Raw genomic sequence first — 12,239 nt, 5'->3', positions numbered from 1 at the left:
ATACGGGCTTGATCGCAATCAGGCCCTGACATAGGTTCCGCCGCCTCGCCGCAGGGCATCTTGCTTCTGCGACGGTCCTTTCGAAAAGCCATTGGCTTCAGATCGGGGCTTTAGCTCAGCTGGTAGAGCGCTTGCATGGCATGCAAGAGGTCAGCGGTTCGACTCCGCTAAGCTCCACCATAAAGGCCGCTTCCCTCAAGGAAGCGGCCTTTTCCATATGTGCCATTGTGCCGGCGATCAGGCGCTTGATGAACAGCACCCGACATCCCATCTGTAAGGCGCAGTCGAAGGTCTCGCCGGGTTCGGGGGACCGTTACGGCTGGGTCGCTTTCGCAAGGACCGGATCAGGATGACGACACGCACCATATTGTTCGACAGCCCGTTTCTGCTGGGCTTCGATCATACCCGGGCCCAGATCGACCGCGCCGCGCGTGCCGCCGCCGACAGCTATCCGCCCTACAACGTCGAACAGCGGGGTGAGCGGGCGGTGCGCATTACCCTGGCCGTGGCTGGATTCGGCCCGGACGATCTGACCGTCACCGTCGAAGGTCGACAGCTGACCATTGCGGGCAAGCGCGAAGCCTCTGCGCAGGCGGATCAGGCCTTCCTGCACCGGGGCATCGCCGGGCGTGGCTTTGTTCGCAGCTTCGTCCTGGCTGACGGGCTGGAGATCGATGAGGCGCGGTTGGAGCACGGCCTGTTGCATGTCGACATGAGCCGCCCCGAGGGCACCCATGCGGTGCGACAAATTCCCATCACGACGGGCTGACAGCCGTCGTTCATGTCCGGTCGCCGACAGTGGGGCCGAACCTTTCGCCCTTCTGGGGCATTGTAGCGTTGAGGAGGCGGTCAGATGACGCCCATGAGAATGACCAAGGAAGATTTCGCCGGCCTGGGTGCGCCCGACCTGGTGTATGTGCGCGAGATCAGCGCCGCCGACCTGCTGGCCGATGCCCGCGTCAATGTGGTGGACGATGTGAGCATCGATCCGGAATCCACCTTGTACGCCGTTCACGGTGCGGACGGCGAACGTCTGGCCGTCATGATCGATCGAGAGACGGCTTTTGCCGCTGCCGTGGCCCACGAACTGGAGCCGGTGTCCGTTCACTAGAATCCGTGGGAGTGGTCAGGCCGCTGTGGCGGGAGCTGTGTCCCTGACGAACAGGGCCCGGATGGCATCTGCGGTGTGGGCCTGACGAAGCTGCTGGCGCATCTCTGACGAGCGCAGGGCACGCGAGGCGGCGGCCAGAGCCCTCAGATGTTCGGCACCATCGCTTGGTGGGGCGAACAGGGCAAAGATCAGGTCGACAGGACGGTCGTCCACCGCATCATAGGCCACAGGCGTGTCCAGACGGACAAAGACGGCGACGATCCGCTCCAGACCCTCTACGCGTGCGTGGGGAACGGCAACGCCGGAACCCAGACCCGTTGATCCCAAAGCCTCGCGTTCGAGCAGGGACTCAAGAACACGGTTTTCGTTCAGGCCCAACGCCCGGGCGGCTGTGTCGGCCACTGTATGCAGGGCTTGCCGCTTGGACGATGCGCCCGAACGCAGGACGACACCATCGGTCGCCAGCAGTTGTGCGATATCCATTAGACGCGACGTCCCGAAACTCGACCACGAACAGAAGGGCGGTGGGCGGCCCTTAGACCACCCACCGCCGATTTGAAAGCTTAGGCGCTTGCTTCGCCCGTTGCGGCTGTCTTCCCGTGACCATTCAAAGCCACGGTGCGCTCGGGGTCGATCCATCCGACGTTGCCGTCCGGGCGCCGATACACGACCGAAAGTCCGCCGTGTGCCGCATTGCGGAAGAGGACCAGCGGATAGCCGGTCATGTCCAGTTCGAGAACGGCCCGGCCCACGGTGATGGTGCGGATTTCGGCCTGTGTTTCGGCAATGACCATGCCAATGGGGGGAGGCTCGTCCGGGCGTCCGGCCTCACCAAAGGCATCGTCCTCGACCTCGTCAGGATTGCGAAGGACGATGCTACGCGCCACGTCACGGGCGGCATTTTCGGTCTTCTCGGGCGAGAGCCCCTTGGGTCCGATGTGGTGATCCTTCAGGCGGCGCTTGTAGCGACGGACACGCTTCTCGAGCTTCTCGAGCGAGTCAGAAAATGCCGCGTGCGCATCCCCACCGCTGCCACTGGTGACGATGGCCTCGCCCGACGCCAGGCGGACCCAGCAATCGACCTTGAAGCCGTACCCGTCCTTGGAGACGACGACTTCAGCGTCTTGTGCCCCTCGTTCGAAATACTTGCCGATCCCGTCTTCGAGTTCCTGGGAGATGCGCGAGCCTAACGCTTCGCCGACATCCACACGCTTTCCGCTTACCTGGATTTGCATACCCGACAGAACGCGCCCGACTGATTTTGGTGTCAACGCCGAACGACGATTTCACGGTCACGCTTACGCGATCAACTAGCCGGTTCGGCCCATCCGCTTGCGCTCGACCGAGGACGGAATCCTCAAGGCTTCCCGGTATTTGGCTACGGTGCGGCGGGCGATGTCGATCCCGGTTTCGTTCAGGATCTCGACGATCCGATCGTCCGACAGGATGTCGCCGTCACGCGTCTCGTTGTCGATCATGGCCTTGATCCGATGACGGACGGCTTCGGCCGAGTGCGTGGCCCCGCCGTCGGACGACTGGATGGAGGCCGTGAAGAAGAATTTCAGCTCGAACACCCCGCGCGGGGTGGAGACATATTTGTTCGAGGTGACGCGGCTGACGGTGCTTTCATGCATGCCGATGGCGTCGGCGACGGTCTTGAGGTTCAGCGGCCGCAGGAACTCGACGCCGAAGGCCAGGAAGGCATCCTGCTGGCGTACGATCTCGGATGATACCTTCAGGATCGTCTTGGCCCGCTGATCCAGCGACTTGACCAGCCAGCTTGCCTGGGCCGCGCATTCGGCGACGAAGGTCTTTTCGGTATCGGACCGCGCGCCCGCCTGGACGACGCCGTGATAGCGCTTGTCCATGATCAGCCGGGGAAGGGTGTCGGCGTTCAGCTCGACCTTCCAGCCGCCCGCAGGATCGGCGCGCACATGGACGTCGGGAATGACGGTCTGGGCCGGTTCGCCGCCGAAGCCTGCGCCAGGCCGCGGCGTCAGGGCCTTCAGCTCGGCGATCATCTCGGCCATGTCCTCGGCATCGACACCGCAGGCCTTCTTCAGCGCCGTCAGATCGCGCCGGGCCAGCAGATCGAGATTTTCCAGCAGGCAATCCATCGCCGGGTCGAACCGGTTGCGCTCGATCAGTTGCAGCTTCAGACACTCGGGCACCGACCGCGCCATGATCCCGGTTGGCTCGAACCCGTGACAGGTCGCCAGAACGGCCTCGATCCGATCCAGCGATACACCCAGACGATCTGAAATCTCGGCCAGCTCGCCACGAAGATAGCCGCCCTCGTCCACCGCATCGATCAGCGTCAGGGCGATGGCGTGATCTGAGGCGGAGAACCCCGCCTGGGACGCCTGCATCTGCAGATGTTCCCACAGGGTCGCTTCGCGGGTGTCGGGCTGTTCGCGGCCTTCGCCGTCGGGCAGGCCGCCGCCCGATCCGGCGCGGGACCAGTCGTTCAGGCCGGGCTGGGCTTCGCCAGTGCCCACGTCCTCCATTCGATCGCCGGTGCGCTCTCCGGGACTGGCGTCGCCGTAGACGTCGTCCGAGCGGGCATCCAGGGTGCGGTCTGCGTCCTGGACCCGACCCTCGTCGAAGGTCATCTCAGCGGTGTCACGATCGCCCGCCCTTTCGGAAGGCACCTCGGTCTCACCGCCGGGCTCGCCGTCCTCGCGCTGAAGCAGGGGGTTCTTTTCCAGCTCGGCCTCGACGAAGGCGTCCAGCTCCAGGTTGGACAACTGCAGAAGCTTGATGGCCTGCTGCAGCTGGGGCGTGATGACCAGACCCTGGCCCTGCCGAATATCCAGCCTTTGTCCGAGCACCTGAAACCTGTCCCCCGCCGTCCGTGACCGACGTGGCCCGAAACTTGCTGTGGCCACCTTGTGGCCAGACCGGTTAACGAGCGGCTACCGCCTCAGCCAAACTCTGCCGCGCCCCGCTGGATCATGTCCTGCACCACCGGGTCCATCAGGCAGCCGACAACTTCCAGATCATAGGCGTCCTCTGCCGCTTCCAGACTGGTCAGCCTAGGCAGGCGGACGGGACGCAGGGAGCGCAGCCGATACTCAGCCTTCAGCACCGCGCCATGCGCGTTGATGCGCTCCAGCAATTCCAGCCGGACCCCGGCCTGGCTTTTCAAAAGGGTATTTCTGACGGCCATTGTCGCCTCCCTGATGTGGCGAGGATGACACGGCGTTCGGCGAATGTGGAGTCACGGCGTGGTGAAGGGCCCGATAGCAAAACAGGCCGTCAGCCGTACATGTCGCCCAGATAGACCCGGCGCACTTCGGGGTCGCGGATCACGTCTTCGGCCTTGCCTTCGAACAGGACCGAGCCGCCCGAGATGATCGAGGCGTGGTCGATGATTTCCAGGGTCTCGCGTACATTGTGGTCGGTGATCAGCACGCCGATGCCCTGGCCCGCCAGATAGCGGATGACCTGACGGATGTCGGCGATGGCCAGGGGGTCGATGCCGGCAAAGGGTTCGTCCAGCAGCATGAAGCTGGGTTTGCCCGCCAGCGCCCGCGCGATCTCGCAACGGCGCCGCTCCCCGCCGGACAGGCCGGACGCGGGGGCATGGCGCAGGTGGTCGATGCGTAGCTCGTTCAACAGTCGGCTGGTCTCGTCGGCGATGGCCTTGCTGCCGGTGTGATGCAGTTCGACAACGGCGCGGACGTTCTGCTCGACCGTCATGCCGCGGAAGATGGAGGCTTCCTGCGCCAGATAGCCAAGGCCCATGCGCGCGCGCTGATACATTGGCTGGGCGGTCACATCCTCGCCATCCAGCCAGATGGACCCGCTGTCCGGCGGGATCAGGCCGGTGATCATGTAGAAACAGGTGGTCTTGCCCGCACCATTGGGCCCCAGCAGGCCGACGACCTGACCGCGCTGAACATCCAGCGACACGTCCTGCACGACCTTACGCTGGCCGAAGGCACGAGCGATATTCCGGACGCGCAGCCCTTTTGTCGCTTCGGGCGCAGGCGCTTCGTCCGCCGCCTGCGGCGTCTCCAGCACATTCAGGGCAGACAGTTCCTTGCGCGCCATGCGTCAAGCCGAGCCGCTAGGCTCAGTTCCCCGTGCTGCTGGGGTAGAAGACGCCCTGAACGCGACCGTTGGAGCCGCCTTCCAGCCGCGCCGATTCCGTGCGGGTATTGTAGGTCAGGCGCGACCCGGTGGCGACGTTCTGCCCTTGCGTCAGGATGACGTCGCCCGTGACCACGATGGTGTCGTTGCCAGTTGTATAGACGGCGCGGTCGCCACGGATCGTCTGGTCCGGCGTGACGAAATAGACGTTGCCGGTCGCTTCCATACGGCTGTCGCTGGTCTGGCTGAAGCCGGCCAGCCGGTCGGCGCGCAGTCGATTCTGGCCCTGGATCAGTTCGGCCCGCCCGATCAAGGTCAGGGTGTCGCCCTCATACTGGACGTCGTCGGACGACCAGGCGATCGGTGCATCGGCGTTGTTCGGTGCTGTCTGGGCATCGCCCAGGGTCGGGACGCCTAGGGCGGCCAGCAAGACGATGGCTGCGGCGGTGAGGGGTCTGGTCATGCTCATGGATCCGAACGCGACGGGTTGAAGGTCCCGCGCACCTTGTTATCGCCCGTGCCGCTGAACACGACCCGGTCACCCTGTTCATAAATGGCATAGGACGAAGCGTTGATGGTTCCAAGGGGGCCTGTGCCCTGAACGCCCTTGTTGCCTGTCACGATGCCGGTCGAGGTGTCGACCACAGCCTCTGGCGTGATCATTGTGAAGCCCGAGCCGCCGTCGGCAATGCGCACATTGGGGCCGATGGTGACGGTCTTGGCCACCTGGTCGTAGGTGCCGCCGTCAGCGGTCAGTTCGGTGACCTTTCGGCCGCCCAGGTTCAGCCTCAGCGCAGGACCGACAAGGCGGAAACGGCCCGTCGCTGGATCGCGGATCGCGCCCTTGGCCCCGATGACGAAGCTGCGACCCTCCGCGTCCTGACCGTGGAACATCGGGTTGTCCAGGCGGACCTCGTTGCTGGCCCCGGCCTGGCGTTCGACGTCCGACATGACTGTGCGCAGGACGATCCAGCTGATGGTGCCGCCCGCCAGCACCAGAATGACGACCGGCAGCACCCGGCGCAGCAGACGAACCCGGCGCGAGCGCGCGCGAAAGGCCGCAGCCGTCGCGGCGACGCGGGCCTCGTCATCCTGATCTCGAATGTCGTCGGAGGGGGTCATCAGGTGTGCGCGAAGATGTCCATCTCGTCCCAGCCGGCCAGATCCAGCGCGGACCGTGTCGGCAGGAAATCGAAGCATTTGCGGGCCAGCTCGGTGCGTCCCTCACGCTCCAGCATCATGTCCAGCCGCGTCTTGGCAGCATGCAGATAAAGGACATCAGAGGCGGCGTAATCGAGTTGGGCCTGCGTCAGCTCGGCATTGCCCCAGTCGCTGGACTGCTGGGCCTTGGACAGATCGACGCCGACCATCTCACGCACGACATCCTTCAGACCATGCCGGTCCGTATAGGTACGGGCCAGCTTGGAGGCGATCTTGGTGCAGTAGACGGGCCGGGTCTCGACTCCCAGATGCAGCTGGAACATGCCGATGTCGAAGCGCCCGAAGTGGAAGATCTTGGTCACTGCCGGATCGGTCAGCACCCGCTTCAGGTTTGGACAGTCATAGGCGGGGCGGTTCAGGCGCACGACGTGCGCGTCGCCATCGCCGGACGACAGCTGGACCACGCACAGCGGGTCGCGGCGAAAGCGCAGGCCCATAGTCTCGGAATCGATCGCGACCTCGGGGCCCAGGTCCAGGTCGTCGGGCAGGTCGCCCTGATGCAGATAGACGGTCATACCTTCCCGTAAACCAGCCGGGGCTTTGAGGCGATAGGCAGAGATGTCGTCAGTGAAGGCCGAAAACGAAAACGGCGCCGCACCTTTCGATGCGACGCCGTTCGAATGATTGGTGCCCAGGAGAGGACTCGAACCTCCACGACATTTCTATCACTGGCACCTGAAGCCAGCGCGTCTACCAATTCCGCCACCTGGGCCCGGATGTCGCCGCGCCGGGGCGCGTTTCCATCTGGAAGGCGCGGACCCTTAAGGCAGGGTCCGGGGCGGGTCAACAGGGTTTTCATCCGATTGCGTTGCGAGCGGCGGGCGCATCGTCTAATCCCCGGCGCAGCAAGGGTTCGGCCAGATATGTCCGCCCGGTTTCGCGTCGTCCTCGGAGCAGTTCGCCATGAACGAAGTCACCCCCGGCCTGGTCACCGTCTTCGGCGGCTCCGGCTTCGTCGGCAGTCAGGTGGTCCGTGCGCTGGCCCGTCGTGGCTGGCGGGTGCGAGTGGCCGTGCGCCGCCCCGACCGCGCCTATGATCTGAAGCCCCAGGGCGATGTAGGGCAGATCGTTGCCGTCCGCTGCGACGCGACGCGTCCCGACGATGTTGCCGCCGCGCTGAAAGGCGCCGATGCCGCCGTCAATCTGATCGGCATCCTGTACGAGAGCGGCAAGCGCAGCTTCGAGGTCATGCACGTCGACACCTCGCGCGTCATCGCCGAGGCCTGTGCAGCCGCCGGGGTCGATCGCCTTGTTCAGATGTCGGCCATCGGAGCCAATCCGGAAGGCGCGTCCGACTATGCCCGGACGAAGGCGCAGGCCGAGATGGCCGTGCGCGTGGCCAAACCCGATGCGGTCGTGGTGCGCCCCTCCATCGTCTTCGGGGCCGGCGACAACTTCCTGAACCAGTTCGCCCGCATGGCCCAGTTCGCCCCGGCACTGCCCCTGATCGGTGGCGGCCAGACGAAGTTCCAGCCGGTCTATGTCGGCGACGTGGCCGAGGCCGTGGCGCGTGCCGTCTCGTTGCGCGAAGCGGCGGGCCGCACCTTCGAACTGGGCGGACCTGCGGTCATGACGTTCGAGGATCTGCTCAAACTGGTCCTGCGCGAGACCTATCGTCCGTCGCGCGGTCTGATCCCTCTGCCGTTCCCGATCGCCAAGATGATCGGCGGTATGGCCCAGCTCAGCACCATGGTCGGCATCCCGCCGGTGCTGACCCGCGATCAGGTCGTTCTGCTGGAGACCGACAATGTCGTCGCCGACAGCGCCGAGGGTCTGTCGGCCCTGGGTATCGAGCCGACGGGCGTAGAGGCGATCGCCGCCTCCTATCTGTGGCGCTATCGCGATGGAGGCCAGTTCGCCTCGGCCCCGGTGAAGACCACGCCGGTCTAGGGTCAGCCCACTCCACCCCAGATCAGGCCCAGGCCGATCACCCCGACCACGATCCGCCACCAGGCGAAGGGCGCAAAGCCGTGCCGGCTGACGAAGTCCAGCAGGAATCGCACCACGAACAGGGCCGTCACGAAGGCGACGACGAAGCCCAGGCCGATCAGGCCGAAGTCGCTGAAGTCCAGGTCGCTCCAGCTCTTGAACAGGTCATAGGCGACGGCCCCGCCCATGGTCGGCAAGGCCAGGAAGAAGGTGAACTCGGCCGCCGATCGCTTGTCTGTGCCCAGCAGAAGGCCGCCCGCGATGGTCGCACCCGAGCGCGAAACGCCGGGAACAAGGGCCAGACACTGGAACAGTCCGATCAGGCCGTAGACCCGCATCGGATAGGTGTTCACATCCAGATAGGTCGGGACCTTCTTCATCCGGTCCAGCAGCAGCAGCAGGACACCCCCGACGATCAGGGCGATGCAGACGACCGTCGGCGTCTCGAACAGGACCGCCTTGATGAAATCGTACAGAAACACCCCGGCGAAGGCTGCCGGCAGAAAGGCCAGCAGGACGCCGAGGATGAAATGCCGCGCCTTCGGATCGTGCGGCCAGCGCGTGGCCAGGGCCCAGAGGCGCTGGAAATAGACCGTCACGATCGCCAGAATGGCCCCCAGCTGGATCACGATCTCGAAGGTCTTGCCCTCGCTCTCGAAGCCCAGGAAGTGGCCCAGCAGCAGCAGGTGGCCAGTCGAGGAGACGGGGATGAACTCGGTCAGCCCCTCGACGATGCCCAGGATGATCGCCGCGATCCAGTCCGCCATGATGCCGTCAGCCTCTTGTCGCGGCACGTGCGCCGCCGCCCAGCCTTTAGCCAGACTGCACCGGATAGGCGAGCCGTCGATTGCACCTCGTGGCACCACGTCACCTTGGCAGCGCGTCTGCTTTCCGCGACAAGGCAGCGATGACTTCCACCCCTTCGTCCGAGGCACAGATCGTCACCCGTGAAATTACCCGCCTGGCGGTGGGCGTGGCCGTGGTCCTGATCGTATTGAAGGCCTTCGCCCTGGGTGCGTCGGGGTCGGTGTCCATCCTGGCGTCGCTGGCCGATTCGACGCTGGATCTGGTGGCATCTCTGGCGACCTTCTTTGCCGTGCGCTGGGCCGCCGCGCCCGCCGATGACGATCACCGCTATGGGCACGGCAAGGGCGAGGCCCTGGCGGCTCTGGTTCAGTCGGGCCTGGTGTTCGCCTCGGCGGTCTTCATCGGCTTCGAGGCCGTCCAGCGCATGTTCGACCCGCAGCCGGTTACATCCGGTGTGGCGGGCGTGGTGGTCATGCTGATCTCGATCGGTTTGACAGGCTGGCTGATCTGGATGCAGTCGCGGGCCATGCGGCGCAGCGGGTCGCTGGCCGTCGCGGCTGACCGCGCCCACTACGCCAGCGATCTGGCGGCCAATGGCGTGGTCTTGATCGGGGTGATTTCCGGCACTTTCCTGTCGGCACCGGGGCTGGATGCGGCGGCGGGGCTGGTGGTGTCGGTCTGGCTGTTCTGGGGCGCGATCGGCATTCTGAGAAACGCGTCCGATCATCTGCTGGACCGTGCCGCGCCGGAGGATCAGCGCAAGGCCATCGTCGCCGCCGTCCTGGCCGATCCGCGCATCTCGGGCCTGCATCAGTTGCGGACCCGGATGGCTGGAACCGTGCTGATGATCCAGATGCATGTCGATCTGGATCCCGGCCTGACCCTGGTCGCGGCCCATGACATCGTCGTCGAGGCCGAGGATCGGCTGCGCGCCGCCTTCGCCGGAGCCGACATCCTGATCCATGCCGATCCGCGCGGCCGCACGCGGCCTGACGATACGGCGGCGATGGCACCGGCCAGCACGGGTCCGTGGGCCTGACGTTCGCGCCCGGACAACGGCATAGCTAACGCGGGCTTAACATCCCCGGTCGCATAAGGGCCGGATGTCGGACCCCGTCCTGTATCATTTTGCCTTCGACCCCGCCTCGCGAAGCGTGCGCCTGGCGCTGGGCGAGGCCAAGGTGGCGGTGGTCGAAACGGCCGTTCGTCCGTGGGAAGACGATTGCCCGGTCGGTCCGCTGAACCCGTCCGGCATGCCGCCTGTCCTGCAAGTCAGCGAGCATGGCCGTCCCCTGACCCTATGCGAACCCGCCGCCATTCTGGGTTGGCTGGAGGATCGCGCCAAGGGCGACTTCCTAATGCCTACGGATGCCGCCGAGCGGGCCGAGACCCGCCGCCTGATCGGCTGGTTCGACCGCCGGTTCACCGACGACGTCAATGCCGTCTTGCTGCACGAGCGGATGGAAAAACCCTTGCTGCGTCTCGGACCGCCCGAGGCCCGCGCCCTGCGCGCTGGTCGCGAGTCGCTCCGCACCCACCTGACCCTGCTGGAAGAGTTGCTGTCCCAGCGCGACGCCCTGGCCGGACGCCGGATCGGCCAAGCGGACTTGGTCGCGGCCGCCCATATCTCGGTGCTGGATTACTTCGGCGAGATCGCCTGGGCGGCCTATCCGGGCCTGAAGACCTGGTACATGAAGCTGAAGTCACGGCCATCGTTCCGGCCGCTGCTGGCGGATCGCTTTCCGGGCGTGGCCCCGTCGCCCCACTATGTGGACCTCGATTTTTAATCTCCCCCTTCCGCTCATCCCGGCGAAAGCCGGGACCCAGTCCTGTCCAGTGTGATGGCGGCGTTTCCGGATAGGCGATGTTGGTCATCTTCAATGTTGTTCATCCAAAGCACTGGGTCCCGGCTTTCGCCGGGATGAGCGGTGTGTGAGAGAGCAGGGATGACCGGCGACTTCCGCGACACCATCCGCACCGCCGCCAGCGCTCTGGGTTTCGATGTCTGCCGTTTCGCCTCGGCGTCGGAGCCGTGGAGTGCGGGCGAGCGGCTGGCGCATTTCGTCGAGGCGGGGCGGCATGGCGACATGGGCTGGATGGAAACGACGCTGGAGCGGCGCGCCCACCCCACCGCCATGTGGGACGGGGCGAGGACGGCCATAGTTCTGGGCCTCAACTACGGGCCGGGGCATGATCCCTTGCCGGAGATGGCCGACCCCGGAGCAGGATACATATCGGTCTATGCGCGGGGCGACGACTATCACGAGGTCATCAAGGGGCGGCTGAAGACCCTGGCTGGTCAGGTGGCGGCGCGGACGGGGCAGGACGTGAAAGTCTTCGTCGATACCGCGCCGTTGATGGAGAAGCCGCTGGCCCAGCGGGCGGGCCTGGGCTGGCAGGGAAAGCACACCAATCTGCTGAGCCGTGACCACGGCAACTGGCTGTTCCTGGGCGTGATCCTGAGCGCCGCCGAGATCGCGCCGGACGCACCGGAGACAGAGCATTGCGGCTCCTGCACCGCCTGTCTGGATGCCTGCCCGACGCAGGCTTTCCCAGCGCCATTCCAGCTGGATGCCCGGCGGTGCCTGTCCTATCTGACCATCGAGTTCGCCGGTCCCTGGCCGGTGGAGTTCCGCACGGCGACCGGCAGCCGGATCTACGGCTGCGACGACTGTCTGGCCGTTTGTCCGTGGAACAAATTCGCGTCCGAAGCCCATGAGGGGCGGGTGAAGGCGCGAGAGGCGCTGGTGTCACCGCGTCTGGCCGATCTGGCGACACTGGACGACGCGGCTTTTCGGGCGCTGTTCTCCAAGAGCCCGGTCAAGCGGATCGGGCGGGATCGGTTTGTTCGCAATGTGCTGTACGCTATCGGCAACAGCGGTGACCCGGCCCTGGTGTCGGTGATCGAGCCGCTGCTGGTGGACCCGGCACCAGTGGTTCGAGGCTCTGCCGTGTGGGCCCTGTCGCGGCTGCTGGCACCGGAGGCCTTTGCCCTGCTGGCCTTGCATCACGCGGACGATGAGGACGCATCGGTTCGGAACGAATGGGAGTTGCCGAACGCTGACACCTGACGTGG

At 65.5% G+C, this 12,239-nt stretch carries 15 protein-coding genes and 2 tRNA genes; 7 read left to right on the top strand and 10 right to left on the bottom strand.

The genetic code is table 11. From position 1 onward, the window contains the following. The first annotated feature begins 104 nt into the window (after positions 1-104). The 3 genes from WC585_RS03570 to WC585_RS03560 all read left to right on the top strand — a co-directional run bounded on the left by WC585_RS03570 (position 105) and on the right by WC585_RS03560 (position 1,111). Positions 105-180: transfer RNA gene (locus tag WC585_RS03570), tRNA-Ala, on the top strand. Between the two features lie 169 nt (positions 181-349). Continuing rightward, complete coding sequence (locus WC585_RS03565; RefSeq protein ID WP_373256187.1) at positions 350-769, top strand: Hsp20 family protein; 420 nt, start codon at positions 350-352, stop codon at positions 767-769. Between the two features lie 84 nt (positions 770-853). After that, a complete protein-coding gene (locus tag WC585_RS03560; RefSeq protein WP_373256186.1) occupies positions 854-1,111 on the top strand; it encodes a DUF1150 family protein in 258 nt (85 codons plus the stop codon). Between the two features lie 15 nt (positions 1,112-1,126). On the opposite strand, the gene ptsN is transcribed toward WC585_RS03560, so the two are convergent. From ptsN to WC585_RS03515, 9 genes are all read right to left on the bottom strand, one after another. Further along, complete coding sequence (gene ptsN, locus WC585_RS03555; protein ID WP_373256185.1) at positions 1,127-1,594, bottom strand: PTS IIA-like nitrogen regulatory protein PtsN; 468 nt, start codon at positions 1,592-1,594, stop codon at positions 1,127-1,129. 80 nt (positions 1,595-1,674) lie between these two features. Then, positions 1,675-2,346, bottom strand: a complete 672-nt coding sequence (gene hpf / locus WC585_RS03550; protein WP_373256184.1) for a ribosome hibernation-promoting factor, HPF/YfiA family — start codon at positions 2,344-2,346, stop codon at positions 1,675-1,677. 75 nt (positions 2,347-2,421) lie between these two features. Then, positions 2,422-3,942 (bottom strand): RNA polymerase factor sigma-54, encoded by a 1,521-nt coding sequence (gene rpoN / locus WC585_RS03545; RefSeq protein ID WP_373256183.1) that lies wholly within the window; start codon positions 3,940-3,942, stop codon positions 2,422-2,424. A 92-nt stretch (positions 3,943-4,034) separates the two neighbouring features. After that, positions 4,035-4,280, bottom strand: a complete 246-nt coding sequence (locus WC585_RS03540) for a hypothetical protein (RefSeq protein ID WP_373256182.1) — start codon at positions 4,278-4,280, stop codon at positions 4,035-4,037. A gap of 89 nt (positions 4,281-4,369) precedes the next feature. Beyond that, a complete protein-coding gene (lptB, locus tag WC585_RS03535) occupies positions 4,370-5,167 on the bottom strand; it encodes an LPS export ABC transporter ATP-binding protein (protein ID WP_373256181.1) in 798 nt (265 codons plus the stop codon). Positions 5,168-5,189: 22 nt separating this feature from the next. Then, entirely contained in the window at positions 5,190-5,669 is a 480-nt protein-coding gene (locus tag WC585_RS03530) for an LptA/OstA family protein (protein ID WP_373256180.1), read from the bottom strand. Between the two features lie 2 nt (positions 5,670-5,671). Further along, positions 5,672-6,328, bottom strand: a complete 657-nt coding sequence (lptC, locus tag WC585_RS03525; protein ID WP_373256179.1) for an LPS export ABC transporter periplasmic protein LptC — start codon at positions 6,326-6,328, stop codon at positions 5,672-5,674. Beyond that, positions 6,328-6,942: a ribonuclease D gene (locus WC585_RS03520; protein WP_373256178.1), complete on the bottom strand. Its 615-nt coding sequence runs from the start codon at positions 6,940-6,942 to the stop codon at positions 6,328-6,330. The genes lptC and WC585_RS03520 overlap by 1 nt, the downstream gene beginning before the upstream one ends. 110 nt (positions 6,943-7,052) lie before the next feature. Further along, positions 7,053-7,139: transfer RNA gene (locus WC585_RS03515), tRNA-Leu, on the bottom strand. A gap of 191 nt (positions 7,140-7,330) precedes the next feature. On the opposite strand from WC585_RS03515, the gene WC585_RS03510 reads away from it, so the two are divergent. Beyond that, on the top strand, positions 7,331-8,317 hold the full coding sequence (locus WC585_RS03510; protein WP_373256177.1) for a complex I NDUFA9 subunit family protein: 987 nt from the start codon (positions 7,331-7,333) through the stop codon (positions 8,315-8,317). A 2-nt stretch (positions 8,318-8,319) separates the two neighbouring features. Here the strand turns inward: WC585_RS03510 and WC585_RS03505 are convergent, their stop codons facing one another. Further along, positions 8,320-9,123, bottom strand: coding sequence for an undecaprenyl-diphosphate phosphatase (locus tag WC585_RS03505; RefSeq protein ID WP_373256783.1), 804 nt, complete (start codon positions 9,121-9,123; stop codon positions 8,320-8,322). Between the two features lie 140 nt (positions 9,124-9,263). Here WC585_RS03505 and WC585_RS03500 point away from each other — a divergent pair, with 140 nt between their 5' ends. From WC585_RS03500 to queG, 3 genes are all read left to right on the top strand, one after another. Beyond that, the gene (locus tag WC585_RS03500; protein ID WP_373256176.1) at positions 9,264-10,202 is read left to right on the top strand and encodes a cation diffusion facilitator family transporter; all 939 of its coding nucleotides are present in this window, start codon (positions 9,264-9,266) and stop codon (positions 10,200-10,202) included. Positions 10,203-10,266: 64 nt separating this feature from the next. Further along, positions 10,267-10,950, top strand: a complete 684-nt coding sequence (locus WC585_RS03495) for a glutathione S-transferase family protein (protein WP_373256175.1) — start codon at positions 10,267-10,269, stop codon at positions 10,948-10,950. Positions 10,951-11,109: 159 nt separating this feature from the next. Then, positions 11,110-12,234, top strand: a complete 1,125-nt coding sequence (queG, locus tag WC585_RS03490; RefSeq protein WP_373256174.1) for a tRNA epoxyqueuosine(34) reductase QueG — start codon at positions 11,110-11,112, stop codon at positions 12,232-12,234. Positions 12,235-12,239: the final 5 nt, after the last annotated feature.

Source organism: Brevundimonas sp. (genome assembly GCF_041648055.1).
Lineage (GTDB): Bacteria > Pseudomonadota > Alphaproteobacteria > Caulobacterales > Caulobacteraceae > Brevundimonas.
Note: the sequence above shows the minus strand (reverse complement) of the source record. Positions and strands in the feature narration are given on the sequence as shown.

Excerpts from the sequence above, each read along its gene's own strand:
- WC585_RS03565 (WP_373256187.1), top strand. The coding sequence starts at position 350 with ATGACGACACGCACCATATTGTTCGACAGCCCGTTTCTGCTGGGCTTC.
- WC585_RS03560 (WP_373256186.1), top strand. The coding sequence starts at position 854 with ATGACGCCCATGAGAATGACCAAGGAAGATTTCGCCGGCCTGGGTGCG.
- ptsN (WP_373256185.1), bottom strand. The coding sequence starts at position 1,594 with ATGGATATCGCACAACTGCTGGCGACCGATGGTGTCGTCCTGCGTTCG.
- hpf (WP_373256184.1), bottom strand. The coding sequence starts at position 2,346 with ATGCAAATCCAGGTAAGCGGAAAGCGTGTGGATGTCGGCGAAGCGTTA.
- WC585_RS03540 (WP_373256182.1), bottom strand. The coding sequence starts at position 4,280 with ATGGCCGTCAGAAATACCCTTTTGAAAAGCCAGGCCGGGGTCCGGCTG.
- lptB (WP_373256181.1), bottom strand. The coding sequence starts at position 5,167 with ATGGCGCGCAAGGAACTGTCTGCCCTGAATGTGCTGGAGACGCCGCAG.
- WC585_RS03530 (WP_373256180.1), bottom strand. The coding sequence starts at position 5,669 with ATGACCAGACCCCTCACCGCCGCAGCCATCGTCTTGCTGGCCGCCCTA.
- lptC (WP_373256179.1), bottom strand. The coding sequence starts at position 6,328 with ATGACCCCCTCCGACGACATTCGAGATCAGGATGACGAGGCCCGCGTC.
- WC585_RS03520 (WP_373256178.1), bottom strand. The coding sequence starts at position 6,942 with ATGACCGTCTATCTGCATCAGGGCGACCTGCCCGACGACCTGGACCTG.
- WC585_RS03510 (WP_373256177.1), top strand. The coding sequence starts at position 7,331 with ATGAACGAAGTCACCCCCGGCCTGGTCACCGTCTTCGGCGGCTCCGGC.
- WC585_RS03505 (WP_373256783.1), bottom strand. The coding sequence starts at position 9,123 with ATGGCGGACTGGATCGCGGCGATCATCCTGGGCATCGTCGAGGGGCTG.
- WC585_RS03500 (WP_373256176.1), top strand. The coding sequence starts at position 9,264 with ATGACTTCCACCCCTTCGTCCGAGGCACAGATCGTCACCCGTGAAATT.
- WC585_RS03495 (WP_373256175.1), top strand. The coding sequence starts at position 10,267 with ATGTCGGACCCCGTCCTGTATCATTTTGCCTTCGACCCCGCCTCGCGA.
- queG (WP_373256174.1), top strand. The coding sequence starts at position 11,110 with ATGACCGGCGACTTCCGCGACACCATCCGCACCGCCGCCAGCGCTCTG.